Annotated in this window: 16 protein-coding genes; 8 read left to right on the top strand and 8 right to left on the bottom strand. The window is 54.5% G+C overall.

Annotated features, from left to right (window positions below; translation table 11 throughout):
* Positions 1 to 29 precede the first annotated feature (29 nt).
* Complete coding sequence (locus HC757_RS05505) at positions 30 to 1,700, bottom strand: GGDEF domain-containing protein (protein ID WP_169563285.1); 1,671 nt, start codon at positions 1,698 to 1,700, stop codon at positions 30 to 32.
* A gap of 233 nt (positions 1,701 to 1,933) precedes the next feature.
* On the opposite strand from HC757_RS05505, the gene HC757_RS05510 reads away from it, so the two are divergent.
* The 3 genes from HC757_RS05510 to HC757_RS05520 all read left to right on the top strand — a co-directional run bounded on the left by HC757_RS05510 (position 1,934) and on the right by HC757_RS05520 (position 3,246).
* The gene (locus tag HC757_RS05510) at positions 1,934 to 2,800 is read left to right on the top strand and encodes a DMT family transporter (protein WP_169563286.1); all 867 of its coding nucleotides are present in this window, start codon (positions 1,934 to 1,936) and stop codon (positions 2,798 to 2,800) included.
* A 64-nt stretch (positions 2,801 to 2,864) separates the two neighbouring features.
* Positions 2,865 to 3,023, top strand: coding sequence for a hypothetical protein (locus HC757_RS05515; RefSeq protein ID WP_169563287.1), 159 nt, complete (start codon positions 2,865 to 2,867; stop codon positions 3,021 to 3,023).
* Positions 3,024 to 3,087: 64 nt separating this feature from the next.
* The gene (locus tag HC757_RS05520) at positions 3,088 to 3,246 is read left to right on the top strand and encodes a hypothetical protein (RefSeq protein WP_169563288.1); all 159 of its coding nucleotides are present in this window, start codon (positions 3,088 to 3,090) and stop codon (positions 3,244 to 3,246) included.
* Between the two features lie 103 nt (positions 3,247 to 3,349).
* Here HC757_RS05520 and HC757_RS05525 read toward each other — a convergent pair whose 3' ends face one another.
* The gene (locus HC757_RS05525; RefSeq protein WP_342343040.1) at positions 3,350 to 3,859 is read right to left on the bottom strand and encodes a GNAT family N-acetyltransferase; all 510 of its coding nucleotides are present in this window, start codon (positions 3,857 to 3,859) and stop codon (positions 3,350 to 3,352) included.
* Between the two features lie 15 nt (positions 3,860 to 3,874).
* Positions 3,875 to 5,257, bottom strand: coding sequence for a magnesium transporter (locus HC757_RS05530; protein WP_211164277.1), 1,383 nt, complete (start codon positions 5,255 to 5,257; stop codon positions 3,875 to 3,877).
* Between the two features lie 144 nt (positions 5,258 to 5,401).
* Between HC757_RS05530 and HC757_RS05535 the strand changes: the two genes are divergently transcribed.
* Positions 5,402 to 5,890, top strand: a complete 489-nt coding sequence (locus HC757_RS05535; RefSeq protein ID WP_169563290.1) for a glutathione peroxidase — start codon at positions 5,402 to 5,404, stop codon at positions 5,888 to 5,890.
* Between the two features lie 545 nt (positions 5,891 to 6,435).
* Here HC757_RS05535 and HC757_RS05540 read toward each other — a convergent pair.
* Entirely contained in the window at positions 6,436 to 8,220 is a 1,785-nt protein-coding gene (locus HC757_RS05540) for a leukotriene A4 hydrolase C-terminal domain-containing protein (protein ID WP_169563291.1), read from the bottom strand.
* A 159-nt stretch (positions 8,221 to 8,379) separates the two neighbouring features.
* Between HC757_RS05540 and HC757_RS19150 the strand changes: the two genes are divergently transcribed.
* Both HC757_RS19150 and HC757_RS05545 read left to right on the top strand, forming a co-directional pair.
* Positions 8,380 to 8,703 (top strand): collagenase, encoded by a 324-nt coding sequence (locus tag HC757_RS19150; protein WP_342343041.1) that lies wholly within the window; start codon positions 8,380 to 8,382, stop codon positions 8,701 to 8,703.
* Positions 8,655 to 9,275 carry a collagenase gene (locus HC757_RS05545; RefSeq protein ID WP_342343042.1) on the top strand — a complete coding sequence of 207 codons (621 nt, stop codon included), beginning with the start codon at positions 8,655 to 8,657 and terminating at the stop codon, positions 9,273 to 9,275. The genes HC757_RS19150 and HC757_RS05545 overlap by 49 nt, the downstream gene beginning before the upstream one ends.
* Positions 9,276 to 9,556: 281 nt before the next feature.
* Here HC757_RS05545 and HC757_RS05550 read toward each other — a convergent pair whose 3' ends face one another.
* The 4 genes from HC757_RS05550 to HC757_RS05565 form a co-directional block, all read right to left on the bottom strand.
* Entirely contained in the window at positions 9,557 to 10,528 is a 972-nt protein-coding gene (locus HC757_RS05550; RefSeq protein WP_169563292.1) for a PstS family phosphate ABC transporter substrate-binding protein, read from the bottom strand.
* Positions 10,529 to 10,761: 233 nt separating this feature from the next.
* Positions 10,762 to 12,087 carry a phosphate regulon sensor histidine kinase PhoR gene (gene phoR, locus HC757_RS05555; protein WP_169563293.1) on the bottom strand — a complete coding sequence of 442 codons (1,326 nt, stop codon included), beginning with the start codon at positions 12,085 to 12,087 and terminating at the stop codon, positions 10,762 to 10,764.
* Between the two features lie 74 nt (positions 12,088 to 12,161).
* On the bottom strand, positions 12,162 to 12,851 hold the full coding sequence (gene phoB, locus HC757_RS05560; RefSeq protein WP_169563294.1) for a phosphate regulon transcriptional regulator PhoB: 690 nt from the start codon (positions 12,849 to 12,851) through the stop codon (positions 12,162 to 12,164).
* A gap of 185 nt (positions 12,852 to 13,036) precedes the next feature.
* Entirely contained in the window at positions 13,037 to 13,972 is a 936-nt protein-coding gene (locus HC757_RS05565; RefSeq protein WP_169563295.1) for a porin, read from the bottom strand.
* A gap of 291 nt (positions 13,973 to 14,263) precedes the next feature.
* On the opposite strand from HC757_RS05565, the gene rdgC reads away from it, so the two are divergent.
* Both rdgC and HC757_RS05575 read left to right on the top strand, forming a co-directional pair.
* Entirely contained in the window at positions 14,264 to 15,178 is a 915-nt protein-coding gene (rdgC, locus tag HC757_RS05570; RefSeq protein ID WP_169563296.1) for a recombination-associated protein RdgC, read from the top strand.
* A 453-nt stretch (positions 15,179 to 15,631) separates the two neighbouring features.
* Positions 15,632 to 17,794: a tetratricopeptide repeat protein gene (locus tag HC757_RS05575; protein WP_169563297.1), complete on the top strand. Its 2,163-nt coding sequence runs from the start codon at positions 15,632 to 15,634 to the stop codon at positions 17,792 to 17,794.
* Positions 17,795 to 17,893: the final 99 nt, after the last annotated feature.

Consider the following 17,893-nt stretch of genomic DNA (forward strand, 5'->3'; position numbering starts at 1 on the left):
CCCCAGAGAATATGCCCGGGGAATATGGCCTAATAACCCACTTCGCTTCCCAAGGCCCTGCTTTGGGCGTATTTCTCGCGCCGCTTGCCTATCTTGTCACTGTAGAGCTTGCTGCCTGCCAACCTGAGCCATTCATGGGACTTAGCCACCTGGGTGTTATCCGCATAGCCACAATGCAGCTTGACCCCCTTGGCGCCCTCGGCCAGCAAGGCTTGTTTCAAGTCGTTAATTTTAAGCAGTAAAGCCTCACGTTCCTCGCTGGGCAAGATGATGGCAAACTCATCACCACTGAGGCGATACAGGCTCATGTGTGCCAATTGGATCCCCTGCAGCGTCTGCACCAGGGACTTGAGCACCCTATCCCCCTCGTGGTGTCCCAGGGTTTCGTTGATGGTTTTCAGACCATCTACGTCCAGCAGCACCAGGCTCATGGCCTGTTTGACCCTGTCGGCAAACTCGGTCGCCCCCTGCATGAACTCATCGAACGCAAAACGATTGCCTACCTGAGTCAGGGCATCGCGCCGCGCCGTTTCCCAGGCGAAACAGAGCTCTTCGATATGCGCCTTGCGTTCCTCAGACAGCAATTTGAGCTTGTTGGCCAGGGCCAGGGACAAGAGCAACGCATCTGCCGTGCCCCCTATCAGGGTTGCCAGCTCGGCGTACTCGATGAAATCCGGGGTGATGCCCAAATTTCCCGGGAGAATGAGCACGGCAGGCAATAATAAACAGCTGAAAGCCAGGATAAAATAACGCGCTGGGGAAAAGCCCTTCATCAGGCAGACGTTGCCACAGGTGATCGCCAGGGCTATCCAGAACATGATCAACACAGAAGCTATGATGGCTGTGTAGGAAATCAGCCAGATGCTGGTCGGCAGAGCCAGAATACAGGCCCACAGCAAGATCTTGCTCAAACGCCATAACTTGGGCGAATAGCTGGGAAGCTGCAGAAAATACTTATAGAACATGATGTTCAGTATTGGCAAGCCAATGAAGAACAGGTGGTGCAACTCCAGCAGATGAAAGTTCCATAGGTGCGCCGGCAGGTGGAAGGTGAATGCCCAGCCGCCGAAGTAACTCAACACATAGACGCCGTAGAATAAGAAGGCCTTGTCCGAAGTTGAGAGGTAGATAAACAGGTTATAACAGGCGATAAAGACCAGGCCACCCAGACAGAGGGAAATGATCATCGCCAGCTGATCTGTCAGCAACCTATGTTCGGCCAACGGGCTCATTTCCAGCTGGGGTGCAGAAGAGTAATAGCGGCTGCTGAGCTTAACCACCAGCCAATAATCTATGCCTGGGGTGAGGCTGAAACTGCGGCCATAGTCGAACAGGAATTCATAGGGCGCCGAATAGCCGCTGTGGGCGAGCTGGCTCGAACCATCGCTGCCCAACACCCAATAGTCGACATTCTCTATGATGGAGTTGCGCGCATCCACCACCCAAGTCCCGTCCGTTCTGTGGGGCAACAACTGGGTCACCATCCAATAATCCCCGCCGGTCAACTTGACCGAAGGGGCCTCGCGCAGCGAAGACATCCACTCGGGCACCTCGGCATAGGCCGACGGAAATTGCTGCCCCTCATCCAGATGGAAGAGATAGGGGGCGTCCAACTCGACTCTCGCCTGCGCCTTGGCCGCACCCAGGCCACACAGCAGCATGAGGCCGATAAATATGAAGGTTAAATTAACTCTGGCCATAAAAACTTATTATTATTGATTCGATTAGGATAAGGCATTCATAGCAAGCTCGCCTCATCAGGCAAGGCAGGATAACATGTAACACACTGCAACTTTATGGCTGCAGGAGATCTTTTTTACGCCCGCAGCCCGAAAAGCACAAGCAGGTTTTGTCACCCGGACGACAGAATTGCAGCGCCTGGGATCGGCGGTTGGGGTAGAATCTTGGGCGTTCATTCTTTTTCGGGAAACCTATGCAAGCCCTGTTGATGGTACTGGCGGCACAACTGCTGATCGCCGGCGGTAATCTGCTGGTGAAATTGCTCGATGAACAGACACCCGTATTCCAACTCGTGCTGTATCGCCAATTATTCGCGACCCTGCTGGTATTGCCTTTCGTGTGGAGGCTGCAGGGCAATCTCAAAATCAGCCCCCTCTATCGAGTCCATTTGCTCAGGGCGATCCTCATCGGCTTGGGCAACGCCGTCTTCATGCTGGCGGTGCTCAGGTTGCCACTGGCGACAGTGACGGCCGTCATCTACACCGCGCCCTTGCTGCTGATGTTACTCTCGGCCTGGTGGCTCAAGGAGCACATAGGCCACAGGCGGAGGATCGCCGGACTGCTGGGTTTTTGCGGCATACTCATGATAAGCCAACCTGGGGCCTTCAACCTCTATCTATTGCTGGCGCTGCTGGGCGCGGCCATCACCGCGCTGAACAGCCTGGTGCTGAAGGCCTACTCGGGCAAAGAACACCCCTTCTCGACCCTGTTTTGGTCGAACGCCTTCGCCATGCTATTTCTCTTGCCTGCGACCTGGTACGAAGGCGCGGACTTCAGCTGGCCTGTGGCCCAGGTAGGCCTCTCCCTCGGGCTCTTCTACGTCGCCATGACCTACCTGATAATACATGCCTATCGCCGCGCCGATGCCAGTCAACTGGCCCCGGTCGAGTACACAGGCTTGATGTTCGCCGCCTTCTTCGGCTGGCTGTTTCTGGATGAGCGGCTCAACTTGTTGATGCTGGCCGGCATAGCCCTGGTGTTGTTCTCGTCTCTGCTGCCGAGCTGGAATGAGCTGGCCAGACGCTTCAAACGCACCGCCGCTAAAGCCAACCCGGACTGAGATCCAGTGCAGAGAATATGCACCAGATACAGCCCTGAGCAGATATAGCCAGGGTACGGTCCCTATGTTCGCGGCACCCTTCGGCTGGCTGTATCTGGATGAGCGGCTCAACTTGTTGATGCTGGCCGGCATAGCCCTGGTGTTGTTCTCGTCTCTGCTGCCGAGCTGGAATGAGCTGGCCAGACGCTTCAAGCGCACCGCCGCTAAAGCCAACCCGGACTGAGATCCAGTGCAGAGAATATGCACCAGATACAGCCCTGAGCAGATATAGCCAGGGTACGGTCCCGATGTTCGCGGCACCCTTCGGCTGGCTGTTTCTGGATGAGCGGCTCAAGGTGTTGATGCTGGCCGGCATAGCCCTGGTGTTGTTCTCGTCTCTGCTGCCAAGCTGGAATGAGCTGGCCAGACGCTTCAAGCGCACCGCCGCTAAAACCAACCCGGACTGAGATCCAGTGCAGAGAATATGCACCAGATACAGCCCTGAGCAGATATAGCCAGGGTACGGTCCCGATGTTCGCGGCACCTTCAAACCGCTGCCGAGCGGCTGCGTTAGGCTAGCCGGGTACGCGCGCCGACCAGGGTTTGCATCAGGGCCGGAATGTCGAGATCCGCGGCAAGCGGCAGATAATACCAGTCTATGCTGTTGCCTGTGCCTCTTATGCTCAGATACTTGCCCCAGAGCTTAAAGCCGGCTTTGACCAAATTGGCACGACTGAGATTGTTTTCCTCGCGCACAGTGGCAAACAACAGCTTGATTCCCAGGGTCTTGGCCTGCTGGATACGCTTGGCGGTCAAGCGAGTGGCGAGCCCCAGACGCCGGTAATCGGGGGCGACCACAAGATAGCCCAGTTCGGCAACCTCCCCGGCTCCCGCCTTGATGACGGCGCAGCCGACCACTCTCCTGGCGGCATTCAAGGCCACTATTATCGCCCTGGCGGCGAAGAAGGCCTCGTGGTCCAGGGGATGGGCATTATCGTCACGACTGTCGACCAGGGCCGCCGCCTGACACCGTAACCCTTCATCCAGGCAGAGTTCTATGCTGATGCTCTCTGTGTTCACCTTATTCACCATGGTTTATAAATACAGGATGCTCGCCAATCCAAGGAAGGTAAAGAAGCCGACCACATCTGTCACAGTGGTTAGGATCACAGAGCCTGAGAGTGCCGCATCCTGGTTCATTCGCTGCAATATCATGGGCACCAGCACCCCGGCAAATGCCGCCACCGCCATGTTGATCAAGATGGCACAGGCGATCACCATGCCTATCTTAGCCTCGGCAAACCACCAGCCGGATATGGCCCCTATGACCAGCGCCCACAGCAAGCCATTGACTATGCCTATACCCAACTCGTTCTTCATCAAGGAAAATAAGTTACCGGCAGACACCTGTCCCAGGGCCATGCCACGGATCATCAGGGTCAGCGACTGACTGCCGGCGATCCCTCCCATGGATGCCACTATCGGCATCAGGATAGCCAGGGCCACCACCTGGGACAGCACATGGGCAAACAGGCCTATGGTCGCCGAGGCCAGGAAGGCGGTCAGCAGGTTGATCCCCAGCCAGACGGCGCGCCGTCTGGCGCCCTTGATGATGGGGGCAAACAAGTCGTCGGACTCGTCCATACCCGCTGTCGCCATCAACTGGGATTCATAATGCTCACGTACCAGATCCATGGCCGTGCGCAGGGTGATCCTGCCAATCAGCTCGCCCTCGTCATCGACGACGGGCAGCTCTATCTCGCGGCTATGTTCTATGGCTTCGGCGGCATCGAGCAAGGAAGTATCGGCGGCGATCGCCCTCGTCTCTTCGGTCATCAAGGAGGTCAGCGGCTCCTCGGGGGCATGTTTGAACACTTCATAGCGACGGACGCAGCCCAAATACTTGTCCTGATCGTCGACCAGAAACAGGTTATCGCTGCAGTCCAAGTCGATACGACGGAAGAAGCGCTGCGCCTGGGCAACCGACGCCTTGACGCTCAGCACCAGCATCTGGTGATCCGTGTAGCGGCCTATCTCATTCTCGGAATATTGATTGTAGAGTTCGAACCTCTGCCGCTGACGCTCGCCCATCTGCGCCAAGGCGCGATCGGTAAAGCTGTCGGGCAGGGAGTCACTCCAGTCGATCAGATCTTCCGGGCTCAACTGGGCGAATAGCAGATCCACTTCTTCGCTCGGCATCCGCTTGAGGATTTCCATCCGCGGCGCGGCGCGCATCAGGCTCAACACAGTCGCGCGTTCGCCAAACTCCACCTGCTGCCAACGCTCGTAACGGGCATCCAGCGGCAGGGATTCGAGCAAGATGGCAATAGTACCAGGCTCGGCCTCGTCGAGGATCTCGCTGAAGACGTCGGCCTGGGCATCGCCCTCGGCCTGGGTCAGTTGTTGCACCACCAGCCCAAGATCTGTCTGTGCCAAACTGCTAACATCATATTCAGTCTTATCTTCGGTCACAGGCATGTCTTCTCTTCACTCGGGTCTAATGCGGGAACTATATTGATATTTAATGGGATAGGCAATTCAACAAATTAAATTGCACACAAGTATATTGCCATCTACCAATCATTGTATTAGATTGGCTCCATCATTCACGAGGACAAAGCCATGACACAGACGATTTACGATTTCTCGGTCACAGACATTCAGGGCAATCAGGTTGCCATGGAACAATTTCGCAACAAGGTACTCTTGATAGTCAATACCGCCAGCCAGTGCGGCTTCACCCCCCAATATAAGGCGCTGGAGGCCTTGTATCGGCAGTACAGGGAGCAGGGGCTGGTGATTTTGGGCTTCCCCTGTAATCAGTTCGGCGCCCAGGAACAAGCAGCTGAGCAGGAAATTCAATCTTTCTGCGAGCTTAACTTCGGAGTAACTTTCCCCTTGTTTGCCAAGATAGAAGTCAACGGCCAGCAGGCCCATCCCTTGTACCAATACCTCAAGTCTCGGGCGAAGGGAGTGCTGGGCACAGAGAAGATAAAGTGGAACTTCACCAAATTCCTGGTCGACGGCCAAGGCAAGGTCGTCGCCAGGTTTGCGCCCACCACCAAGCCCGAGAGCCTGGCACCGAAAATAGCGGCCTTGCTCAAGCGCTGAACCAGAAAAAAGATAGCCAAAGACATTGATAACTAAGATATTTATAAAATAGTTAAAAAATAGCCCCAAAATAGCGGTTATTTTTTGAACTTTAACCGCCAGGAGTCCTCTAATCCCATGAACAGTGAATATCCACTTTTCATGTTCATCATTCTCCCTGGGACTTCTAGCGCGGTCCCCCTGGATCTAGTGATAGATCAGCTGGCGACCTCTTGGGTTGCCTTTTTTTTTTGCGGCATTTCCCCTGGCATTCCGGACACGGCCCATGAAGAGTCAGCACATAAAAATTGCCGGCCACTGAACTTTTATCCTCCGGGCGACTCTGACTCTATGAAGCCTTTGAGAAGTGGATAAGGTCGCTTGCGATCCTGGCAGAAGTGCAATACTGGCAGTTGTGTTATCGCCCTGCACCTCAACACTTAGCCAGAGGCTTCATGTTCATCATCTCCCTTTTGGGAAACAGTCAAACACGCTAGCGCATTGTTTTTCCTGTGACCCCTTTTGAATACTTTGTGGCGACCTTGGGTCGCCATTTTTTATGCCTGCTATTCCTCCAGCAGGGCATCCAACTGCAGCTGTATCGAAGGATGATAGCCACTGCGTGCCTGGGCATAGATGGCCCGCATCTGCCCGAGATAACCGGCAATTTTCAGCTCGGTATACAAAGGGCGAACAAATTTCCCCCGGCCTATGCCGCACAAATAGTCTCCCAGCGCCGGCAGCACGGGATCATAGTTGTTGCGGATGGCCACCCTGAACCAATCACAGGCGATTTCGGCGTTAGTCGATTGGGTCAGCTTGAAACAGGCATCCAACTCTGCCAGCTGCCCATGGGACAAGGCCTCGGGCAATTGCGCCAGAAAATACTGCCAATGCTGTACCCGCCAGTCTTGCACTTCGAGCCGCATCGCCTGGGTACCGCCGAGCCAGGCATGCAATGCCTCGGTCACCTTATCCAGGCTCGATGAGCTTGGGGCGACAAACTCCCTCGGCAAGCCTGCACCATAGACCCATTCCTGTAACTGCGCCTCGGTGAACTTATCCCCATGCTCATGTAGCAGCGTCTGCCGGGCGTAGTCGACGAAGGTCTCTGTGGTGATGGCCTGAAAGGCAAAATGGGCCACATAGTCATGCAGGAAGGCGTCGAAAGCCGGCCGTCCCAGACACGCCTCCAACTGATGTACGAACAGCGAGGCCTTGTCATAGGTAAAGCGATTGAAGGCCTGTTGAGGATCCTCGTCTTGGACATTGGCCGGCAGGGTCTGCCTCGCCAATGGCAGCAACTGCATCTCTTCCTGCAAGCGAGTGAATTCGAGTACCCATTCCAGCTCGGCCTGTTCCTTGCCGTACACGGCCTCGACGATGCGATTGGTAAAATACGTGGTGAAGCCCTCGTTGAGCCAGAGATCGCGCCAGCTGGCGTTGCTCACCAGATTACCTGTCCAGGAATGGGCCAGCTCATGAGCGACGGTCGATACCAGACTCTTGTCGCCGGCAATCAGGGTCGGGGTGATGAAGGCCAATCTGGGATTTTCCATGCCGCCGAAGGGGAAACTCGGCGGCAAGACCAGGATGTCATAACGCCCCCAGGCATAGGGACCGAGCAAGGACTCGGCGACAGCCATCATCTGCTCAGTGTCTTCAAACTCGGCCGCGGCGGCGGCCAACATGGCGGGTTCGGTATAGATGCCGGAGCGAGGCCCCAGCTCGGCATAGGCCAGCTCGCCGACCGCCAATGCCAACAGGTGTGTCGGGATGGGCTTCTCCATACTGAAGTCGAATTGCCCCTCCAAGGGGGTATCCGCACTGTTCATGGCGCTCATCACCGCCCGCATGCCCTTAGGCACAGTGATCTTGGCCTCGAAGGTGATCCTTGCCTGGGGCGTGTCCTGCAATGGGATCCAGCTGCGGGCGTCTATGGGCTGAGACTGGCTGAAGAGGTAAGGCAGGCGCTTCCCCCTGGTTTGTTCGGGCGCCAGCCACTGCAGCCCCTGGGCCCGTGGGGAGGTGAGATAATGGATAACCACCTTGGCAGGATGCGACTCAAGCGCAATATTCAGCCTTTGCCCCAGCACAGGGTCCTTGGCATCCAGGCAGTACGGCAGGGCTTCGCCGTCGGGCGTCTGCACCTTGAGGATCTGCAAGTCCTTGGAATCCAGGAATAAGTGCCGCACATCCGCCAGCATGTAGGTCAACGACAGCTCTGCCGTACCCGCTAACCGTCTGGCATCGAAGTCCACCGCCAGGGTCAGGGCCAGGTGAGCCACCCTGACTTCATCCGGGTTGGCGAAGGAATGATAATCTCTGTTGGTATCCCATTCTGGTTGCACTTATGACTTCCTTTGTTGCTATGCAGGCTCATGAGGCCGGCGGCCAGGTTGCCATAGATGGTAAGCATTGAGCGGACAAAAGTCATTGGCATCGGCGGTATTTGCGTTGCCACAGATAAAGATATATTGTATCCAAAAAAAATACAGGGGAAATACCCGGTGAAGAGATACAAGCACCTGGCCTTGGCTTGCCTGTTGACCCCCCAGGCTCAGGCCATGACGCAATCCCAGGGGGAAAGTCTGCCGCCGTTGACGGACATACTGCAACAGGAATACGGCTGCAGCGACACCTTGGTCATACGCGCCCAGGCATTGACCCAGACCCGGCTCAGCCAGGCTTGCCAACTCATGTTGCAGCAGGAGCGTCGCTTCCATCGGCTGCTCGACACCCACGACACCCCAGTGCCTCAGTGCCTCAGGACAATAATCTCAGGATGCGCGCCAATGTGTATCATAGCCGTGGCGATTATGAACGCTATGTGACGGCACATTTCAATGTACCCAGCGACAATGGCGGCATGTACCTCGAAGGTCACCCCGAAGCGCCAAACAACAGCGCCGAATTTGTGACTTATGAGCACCAGGGGCAGATCTGGAACCTGGCCCATGAATATGTGCATTACCTGGACGGACGTTTCAATCTGTACGGCGACTTCTGTGCCAACCTACACGACTCCCACAGCGCCCCCGAATACTGCCCAGCCCCCGCCCCGCTGCTGCCCTACTTGGTCTGGTGGTCTGAAGGCCTGGCCGAATACATAGCCAAAGGCAACGACAACCCGGCGGCCCTCAAGCTTGCCGACGAACCTGGTTATGCCTTGAGCGCCCTGTTCGATACCGGCTACGAGCACAACGCCGGCACAGAGCGCATCTATCTTTGGGGGTATCTGGCGGTGCGTTTCATGCTCGAGCGCCATAAACCCAGGCTCGATGCCATGCTGGCCTTCACCCGCAAGGGGGATTACCCCAGATATCAGGCCTTAATCACCTCCTGGGGCGACGGGATGGACGATGAATTTTCCTTGTGGCGACGGCAATTAAATAAAAAAACATAAAAATGCGAAATTTTCTGAACTAACCCAGAAAGTGGCAGTCTCATTATGTGAACCGAATCTTTGTCGTTATAAGTTTCATCGTTCATCATCATACTCCCATTGAGATGGTTTCTAGCGCGACCATCGAAGATTCCGAATTGGAATTTAACGCGACCCCTTGGGTCGCTTTTTTTTTTTACCTTATCCGGAGCAGCGACGCGGGCATTTCAAGCTCATGCCGCCCCGAACGCCGCCCACAAAAAAGGCCTCTTTCGAGGCCTTTTCAGATGCAGAAGCTAAACTTACAGGCGGATGCCGGCTTTCTGCAGATCTTTGGCTACCACACTCTTAGGCAGGGAAACATAACCGTCTTTTTCAACGACTTGTTGGCCTTGCTTAGACAGCACGTAACGGATGAACTCGCGATCCATAGGCGCCAGATCTTTGTTTGGGTGCTTGTTCACATAGATATACAGGTAGCGTGACAGTGGGTAAGTACCGTTAGCCGCATTCTCTGTGGTGGCAGCGATATAATCGTTACCTTTCTTGGAGATGGCGACGGCTTTCACACCGGCAGTCTTGTAGCCTATGCCTGAGTAACCTATGGCATTGAGTGACTGAGATACAGACTGAACCACAGACGCAGAACCAGGCTGTTCGTTTACGTTGGCCTTGAAGTCGCCTTTACACAGAGCGTGTTCTTTGAAGTAACCGTAAGTACCGGATACCGAGTTACGGCCATACAACTGCACATCTTTCGCCGCCCAGTTACCTGTCAGGCCAACATCGCTCCAACGAGTCAGGTCAGCACCACCACACTTGTGGGTAGAAGAAAAGATGCCGTCAACCTGTTCCTTGCTCAGACCCTTGATTGGGTTATCTTTATGCACGAAAACAGCCAGGGCATCGATAGCGACACGAATAGCGGTAGGCTTGTAACCATAGTGCTTCTCGAAGGCTTCGACTTCGTTAGGCTTCATCTTACGGCTCATAGGACCGAACTGAGAAGTGCCTTCGGTCAAGGCTGGTGGCGCAGTAGAAGAACCGGCAGCCTGAATTTGAATGTTCACATTTGGATATATGTGCTTAAACTCTTCGGCCCACAGAGTCATCATGTTCGCCAGAGTGTCTGAACCAACAGATGACAAGTTACCAGATACACCACTTGTCTTTTCGTAAGTGGGTAAAGACTGATCGATCGCAGCCATAGATGCTGCTGAGAATACACCAGCGGCCGTTAAGGTAACCGCGCCGACAAGCTGTTTCAATTTCATTATATGTTGCTCCAGTGTTATGCGTACTTGGTTTCTAAAACGCAGCCAGTATCAATCGCTACAATGACAAGTCTATGACCCTGATGTGACACTTAGATGACATAGTGAAATATAATGTTTGCGTCTTCTCCGCAGCGAGCTGCGCCGTGGCCGGACTCGCAAGTATAACGAGAGCCCAGGGCCGACCCAAAACGAAAAAACAGGCTGTAGCCTGTTTTTTTCATGCTCCCAGCCTAGTTAACAGAGGACACAGAGCCGCTCTTGAGCCGGCGCTCCAGCAGGTGCAGTGGAATGACAAAGCTGAAGGTACTGCCTTTTTTCTGCTCACTGATGACGGTCAGTTCGCTGTGGTGGTGGCTCAGGGCATGTTTGACTATGGCCAGCCCCAGGCCGCTGCCCCCCGTCTGGCGCGAGCGGGCACTGTCGACCCGGTAGAAACGCTCGGTCAGACGGCTGATATGCTGCGGCGCTATGCCTTCCCCCGTGTCCTTGACGCTGAATAGCCCGCCCGTGGCGGTGCTGCGCCACTGCACCTCGATTTTACCTCCGGGCTCGGTATAGCGTATGGCATTGGAGATCAGGTTTGAGCAGGCACTGCGCAACTGCAACTCGTTACCATGGGTATCCAGCCCAGGTTCACAGTAGAAGCTCAACTCATACTGGCCCAATGCCAGGGCATTGGCTTCGACCTTGAGCCCTTCCATCAACTGCGTCATGTTGACGGTATTTTCCAGATTGATATCGGCAGCATCTTCGATTCGGGACAGTGCCAGCAACTGCTCCACCATGGACTGCATCCTATGGGTCTGTTGCTGCATCAGCTTCAGCGGCTTGGCATTCACTGAATCTTCAGACTCCATTCCCTGCATCATTTCCAGATAGCCCTGCAACACAGTCAAGGGGGTCTTCAGCTCATGGGAAACGTTGGCGACAAACTCCTTGCGCATCCCCTCCAGCTGCCGGATACGTGTGATATCCCTGGCGATCAACAACAACTGGCGGTCGCCATAGGCCATGATACGTATTTCAAGCAAGCGCTTTTCCGATACGGGAGAAGGCAATTCCAGTGGTTCTTTATACTCGGCTTTCTTCAGGTAAGCGGAGAAATCCGGGTGGCGGATCAGGTTGTCTATCCGCTGGCCGTTGTCCTGGGGCCAGACGAATCCGAGGATCAGCTGCGCCAGTTTATTGCACCAGAGAATGTTGTGATCCGAATCGAGCACGGCCGCGGCGTCGGGCAAGGCTTCGGCCCCCTGACGAAAACGCCCGAGCAAGGATGCCAACTGCGCCACGCGGCGGCGGTTCTTGCCCTGTAAACGGTAGATGCCGTTGAACGTGCCTTCCCAGCTGCCACTGCCCTGGGGAGGGGTCAAGCGCCGGTCGCGCCAGAGCCAGTAATTGAGCCTGGACAGTTGGTGGTAATGCCAGGCCAGCAAGCCGAGACTACCGAGCAGGAGTACCCAGAGTATTTCCCCGAACAAGAGTCCTATCAGTAAACATACGGATAGAAACACTGCTATACGCGAAAACAATCGGTATCCGGAATAAGAGTGAGCCATAGGTAAATCCAGGCAAGTTGCCGAATGAAGGCACAAGATAATCTAAATGACGTCTCGTGCCTACCATACAAAGACTAGATACGGGTAGAAAAGCGGTAACCTGCACCCCGTACAGTCTGGATCAGGCGATCATGACCCGAGCCTTCGACGGCCTTGCGCAAGCGCCTGATATGCACATCCACAGTCCTGTCTTCGACATAGACATTGGTACCCCAGACATTGTCCAGCAACTGTTCACGACTGTAAACACGTTCCGGATGGGTCATGAAGAAATGCAATAAACGAAACTCGGTCGGCCCCATGTCCAGCACGGCGTTACCGGCCGTGACCCTATGGCTGACAGGGTCCAGCAACAGCCCCTGCACGTCTATGGTTTCTTCCAGGCGGGTCGGTGCGCTGCGACGCAACACTGCCTTAATACGGGCAACCAGCTCCTTGGGAGAGAATGGCTTGGTGATATAGTCATCGGCACCGACTTCCAGGCCTTTGACCTTATCTTCCTCTTCGCCCCGGGCGGTCAACATTATGATGGGGATCTGGCGGGTAAATTCATCCTGCTTCAAACGCTTGGCCAACTGAATGCCGCTGCCACCCGGGAACATCCAATCGAGCAAGATCAGATCAGGATAAGGTTCATGCAACAGCGCCACGGCCGAATCGAAATCCTCGGCGGCAGAGGTGGTAAAACCATGCTGCTCCATCACAAAGGTCAGCATCTCGCGGATGGCCAACTCGTCTTCTACTATCAATATCCGTGCAGTCATAAGTGATTTTCTGTCAGTGAATTTCAACATCGCCATTATTGGTCATTTTTATTACAGATTTATGATCAGGCGGCTAACTGGCACTCATTTCAGTGCATTTTCTGTCATAAATAGTTTATCTGACTGTCGGCTCATGGCAATAAAAAAGGAGGCATATGCCTCCTTTCATTAGAAACGTCGTGGGCTTAGAACTTGTGTTCTATACCAACACCGAAGTATTTGTCATCGCTGCTCTCACCGTCGATAGAGCGGTTGGTGTAGAAGGCCAGCAATTTGGTTGGTTTACCCAGTTTGTAGTCGCCACCAACTGACCAGGAATCACCCTTGTCTTCCATGTCCTGGTACTGAGCCTTCAGCACTACTGCATCTATATGGTAGGCGGCGCTCAACAGGAAACCATTTTTGCTGTCACCATTTTCAGACTTCTCTTGCTGCTGGTACATACCACCCAGAACCAAGTCAGCCACTTTACCTTGTACCGTGGCACGCAGAACATCATAGCCTTTGACGTCTGAGTCGTAAGCAACAGAAGCGAAGATAGGTGTCTTCTTCAGTTTAGCGTCGCCGTATAGGGCCGCAATGCTGAAACCGTCATCGCTGCCGGCACTCATTTGAGCCCCATCGCCTTCGGCGGCATAAGTCACGCCGACCTTGAAATCACCGAATGCAGGTGTCAGGTAGGTGGCCGTTTGGGCCAAACGGTTTTCACCCTTGAACAGGTGCTTGATGTCGCCGGACAGGTCGTTGAATAGGTCAACCTTACCCTGAGAGACCTTCAGTATGGTGTCGTTGCGACCGACTGACAGGGCACCGAAATCGCCCTTCAGGCCGACAAACTGGTTACGGGCCAGGAAGTTGTTCTTCGAATCATCGCCTGTATCGACTTCGTATTCGACAGTGTAGAAAGCTTCGAGTGAGCTGCTCAGCTCGAACTCTCCTTTGACACCAAAACGAGATGCATTGCTCTGAATCGTAGTAACGGATTCATCACCTTCATCATTGGACTGTGCAGTAACGTTTAACTTACCATAAACCGTCAATGGCTCGGCAGCGTAAGCAGAGGCCAGAGTGGCAGAAGCGAGTGCAGAAGCAAGCAGAGTTTTACAAAAAACGTTCATCATTTCATCCTTTCGACGTCATTTTCGTCTTGGTTATTGGTTTGGAACGAGCGCAAGTGTGCAATGATTTTGTTTCAGTTTTATTTCACCGAAAGAATTTAGCCGTCATTTTTGCGACACCCAGCCCTTTGAGGCTCACAAAAGTCAGTAACCACCCGGCCTTCAGGCGAATTTGACCGAATGTGACGATTAGATGAATATTGTTGCAGCCGTATTTTAGCGGCCAAGCTATCCGGGTTTACCCCAAGTCGTGTATGCCGTAAACTGCCCTTTTATTTTTATTGGGCGCTTCTCATGTGGTTTAAAAATCTTACCCTCTACCGCTTTAACAAACCTTTCGCCATCGAAACCGAAGCATTGGAAACGGCACTCGCAGACTTCACCTTCTCTCCTTGTTCCAGCCAGGATGTCAGCAAATTCGGCTTTTCAAATGCCTTGGGCAAACAAGGCAGCGCCTTGGTTCACAGTGCCAACAACCGCCATCTGGTTTGTGTCACCAAAGAAGACAAAATTCTCCCTGGGCAAGTCATCAAAGAGGCCCTGGAAGAGAAGGTTGCCCTCATAGAAGATGAAGAAAACCGCAAGCTCACCAAGAAAGAGAAAGACGCACTCAAAGACGAGATAGTGACCAGCCTATTACCGCGCGCCTTCTCCCGCCGCAGCCAAACCCGCGCGCTGATCTTGCCGGAGATAGAAATGATCTTGGTCGACAGCTCGAGCGCCACCAAGGCGGAAGAACTGCTGGCACTCTTGCGTAAGGCACTGGGCAGCCTGCCGGTCATACCTCTGAGCTTCAAGGCCCCGGTCGAGAGTCACCTGACCCAATGGCTGCAGGCGGGCAGCTCCCCGCAGCCGTTCGAGATGCAAGATGAAGCCGAGCTCAAGTCTGAGGCCGACGAAGGCGGCATAGTGCGCTTCAAACAGCAGGACTTGAAAGAAGACGAGGTGCTGGCGCACCTGGCGACTGGCAAGCAAGTGCATAAACTGGCACTGCACTTCGGCCAATCTATCGCCCTCTTGTTACAATCGGACGCCAGCGTCAAGCGACTGAAGTTCTCCGAAGAATTCAGGGCAGGCAACGACGAAGTGGGCACAGAAGATCCCCTCGCCCGCCTGGATGCCGACTTCGCCCTGATGGGCAGCGAATTGGTGGCCCTGATGCACGCCCTGGTCGAGTCTTTGGGTGGCATAGAAGAGCCGCAGCAATAAGCAAATTCTGCTCGTTAACAACGTGAAAGGCGCCCAGGGCGCCTTTCTTATGCTTGTGTTTATGGTTATGTTTATGGCTATTGGCATGGCTTGCTTATGATTTGGGCCCGGTCCCGCCCCTGAGCTATGGGCTATGGGCTCAATTACAGCCCGACGCCACTCCTGCCGCTGAAGTTACCTTCGGCATCCAAGGTCTATCTATGCTGGGCTTGGCGCCAAGGTCATCTCAGGCGTGGTTGCTTGCCGTTACCCGATAGGCAGAGGCTGAAAATAACGCCCCGCAAAGATGATGGAAAATAAGCTGGGTTTCATGCAGGCCTCCTTCTGGTATCATTCTGGTTATTAATAGAAAATGCGCCCGAGTATCACGAGTCGTAATGGCATTCTCATCAGAGGCTGACAAAAGCTAACACATAAGTTCCTTGGCCAGAGGAATCAGGAATAACTATTAGCATGCATCCAATATCTATCATTATGTTCGCCTTACTGCTGTTATTTTCAAAGGCGGGTCTGAGTCAGGATTTTGAGTCTGAAGAGATACAGTTAAGGGAGTCACCCCAGGTCTTCTACGATAAGCTCTACCGTGTGGTCGGCTTTCCCGTGAGATTCAGCAATCGCGCCGAGTTTGAACAGACGGCGCAGGAGCTGGGCTACAGTCCGGCGGCACTGCTGCATAATCTGCAACAGCTGGCCAGGCTCAACCTGGAGTCCGGCGTCGCGGGCGCCAACAAGTATGATGATGCCCACAGCCTGATAACCCAACTGGGCGCCATAGCCCAAACCGACTATGAACATGCCATGGTCGCCATGCTGAATGGCCGTTATCTGGGCCGCACCCGGCAGGACTACCAGCAAGCCATCACTCGCTATAACCGGGCCCTGGCCCTGCTCGAGAACACTCAGGGTATCGAAGTCAAGTTACTGAAATATACCATACAGGAACACCTGGGCACCCTGCACCTCTTGCTGCGCCAGGACATACCGGCGCTGGTGCACCTCAATAGCCACAGGGATATCGCCTACCAGCTCAGAAACAATTATCTCATTGCCGCCGCCGAGGCCACCCTGGGCAAGTATTATGGCAAGCATCAACAACTCAACAAGTCGCTGCAACAATACAGCGAAGCCTTCCGCCTCGTCAGCCAGGGGGATTTCCCCGCGCTCAAGGCTCACCTGCAGTTACAACTGGCCAAGGTGTACCGGGATCTTAAGCAGTGGGACGAGGCGCTGGAGAATGCCCACGCCGCCGCCACGGGCTTCGAGGACCTGGGCAACACGGCATACCTGTCGAGTTGTATGACGGTTATCGCCATGACCTATGGCGAGCAGGGATTATGGAACAGGGCGATAGATTATTATCTCAATGCCCAGCAGATAGATGCCAAAAGGGGCAACTATACCGCCCAGGGGCTTAACTTCCATAATCTGGGCGAAGCCTATTCCAAGATTGGCGATAACGATAATGCCCTGGCCTACCTGCTCAAGGCCAATAAGATATTCCACGACAAGCAGAGTCAGCATTATCTCGTCTATAACGAGCTGCTGATTGCGGAAGTCGGCCAAAATCGCCGGGAGTGGCCTCTGATGAGCGAACATGCAGATAAGGCACTGACCCTGGCCGAGACACTGAAGTTACAGGATGAGCAGATAGAAGCCCTCAGACTCAAAGCGACTGCGGCCAGAGAAGTCAAAGACTTGCCCGCTGCCATAGCCGCCATGGATGCCATCCTGGAGCTGACGGAACAAAGGCTCAGCAGACCGAGCCTCAAGACGGATTACAATCCTTCATTGCTGACGGAACAGAAACTCAAGCTGGACTTGAGTGCCAGCCAGGGCAAGTTAGTCCGGCTGCAAGCGTCACAAAACCGCACCACCAGCTTCTTGATCCTCAGTCTGCTGAGCACACTCATACTGGGGTTGGTCACGGCTTTGCTCTGGCGCAAACGCCAGGGCCTCGCCCAGCTGAACCAGAGTCTTATTCAGACACAACTCAAGGATGCCATGACGGGACATGCGGGGTACCCAGGCCTGATACAGGCTCTGGAGCAGCGTGGCGGCCGGGAACCGGCCGTCATCGCCCTGCTATGCCTGCCCGCGGCAATCGATGCCGACCTGACCCTGGGCCAGGATGCCAGTATTCAGCAACAGCTGCTGCGGGTAAGGGGCCTGAGCCAGGCGCTGAACGCGCAAACCTACATATTGCGCCCGGGCTTGCTGGCCATCTATCTGAGCCGGGATCTGGACAGTGACAGCCTATGCCACAAGATCCGCGCCAGCCTGGATCAGCATGAAGCAGGCAGCCACTTCAGCCTGGGGCTGATAAGGTTGCCACTGCTCGCCAATCCGGATATCAAGCTCAGCGCGGCACTGCAATTTGAAACCCTGCAACTGGCCCTGGCCGGTGCCATGAGCCTGGGACAGGAACAAGACAACTGGGTTAGCCTGAACCCCCTGGACTTCGTTCCTTCGACACTGTTCGCCGCCCCCTTGTATTTGCACCTGACCAAGGCCATAGAGCGGGGCTTAATTCGGGTAGAAACCAATGGCCATAAGGAGCAGATCCTATGGCCCGAGTGGAAACCTCAGCAAGATCAAGAACAATTAGTCAAACTGTGAACTATGGGCGGGTTTATTCGCCCCGGGACAATAAAGAAGATTTCCACGGCACTGTGATTGTTATAACATTAGCGCCACTAAGGTCATAAGTCATGCCTG

Source organism: Shewanella salipaludis (assembly GCF_012911865.1).
Lineage (GTDB): Bacteria > Pseudomonadota > Gammaproteobacteria > Enterobacterales > Shewanellaceae > Shewanella > Shewanella salipaludis.

Coding starts and splice junctions, on each gene's coding strand:
- HC757_RS05505 (WP_169563285.1), bottom strand. CDS start 1,700: ATGGCCAGAGTTAATTTAACCTTCATATTTATCGGCCTCATGCTGCTG.
- HC757_RS05535 (WP_169563290.1), top strand. CDS start 5,402: ATGACACAGACGATTTACGATTTCTCGGTCACAGACATTCAGGGCAAT.
- HC757_RS05520 (WP_169563288.1), top strand. CDS start 3,088: ATGTTCGCGGCACCCTTCGGCTGGCTGTTTCTGGATGAGCGGCTCAAG.
- HC757_RS05530 (WP_211164277.1), bottom strand. CDS start 5,257: ATGCCTGTGACCGAAGATAAGACTGAATATGATGTTAGCAGTTTGGCA.
- rdgC (WP_169563296.1), top strand. CDS start 14,264: ATGTGGTTTAAAAATCTTACCCTCTACCGCTTTAACAAACCTTTCGCC.
- phoB (WP_169563294.1), bottom strand. CDS start 12,851: ATGACTGCACGGATATTGATAGTAGAAGACGAGTTGGCCATCCGCGAG.
- HC757_RS05545 (WP_342343042.1), top strand. CDS start 8,655: ATGCGCGCCAATGTGTATCATAGCCGTGGCGATTATGAACGCTATGTG.
- HC757_RS05510 (WP_169563286.1), top strand. CDS start 1,934: ATGCAAGCCCTGTTGATGGTACTGGCGGCACAACTGCTGATCGCCGGC.
- HC757_RS05565 (WP_169563295.1), bottom strand. CDS start 13,972: ATGATGAACGTTTTTTGTAAAACTCTGCTTGCTTCTGCACTCGCTTCT.
- HC757_RS05550 (WP_169563292.1), bottom strand. CDS start 10,528: ATGAAATTGAAACAGCTTGTCGGCGCGGTTACCTTAACGGCCGCTGGT.
- HC757_RS05515 (WP_169563287.1), top strand. CDS start 2,865: ATGTTCGCGGCACCCTTCGGCTGGCTGTATCTGGATGAGCGGCTCAAC.
- HC757_RS05575 (WP_169563297.1), top strand. CDS start 15,632: ATGCATCCAATATCTATCATTATGTTCGCCTTACTGCTGTTATTTTCA.
- phoR (WP_169563293.1), bottom strand. CDS start 12,087: ATGGCTCACTCTTATTCCGGATACCGATTGTTTTCGCGTATAGCAGTG.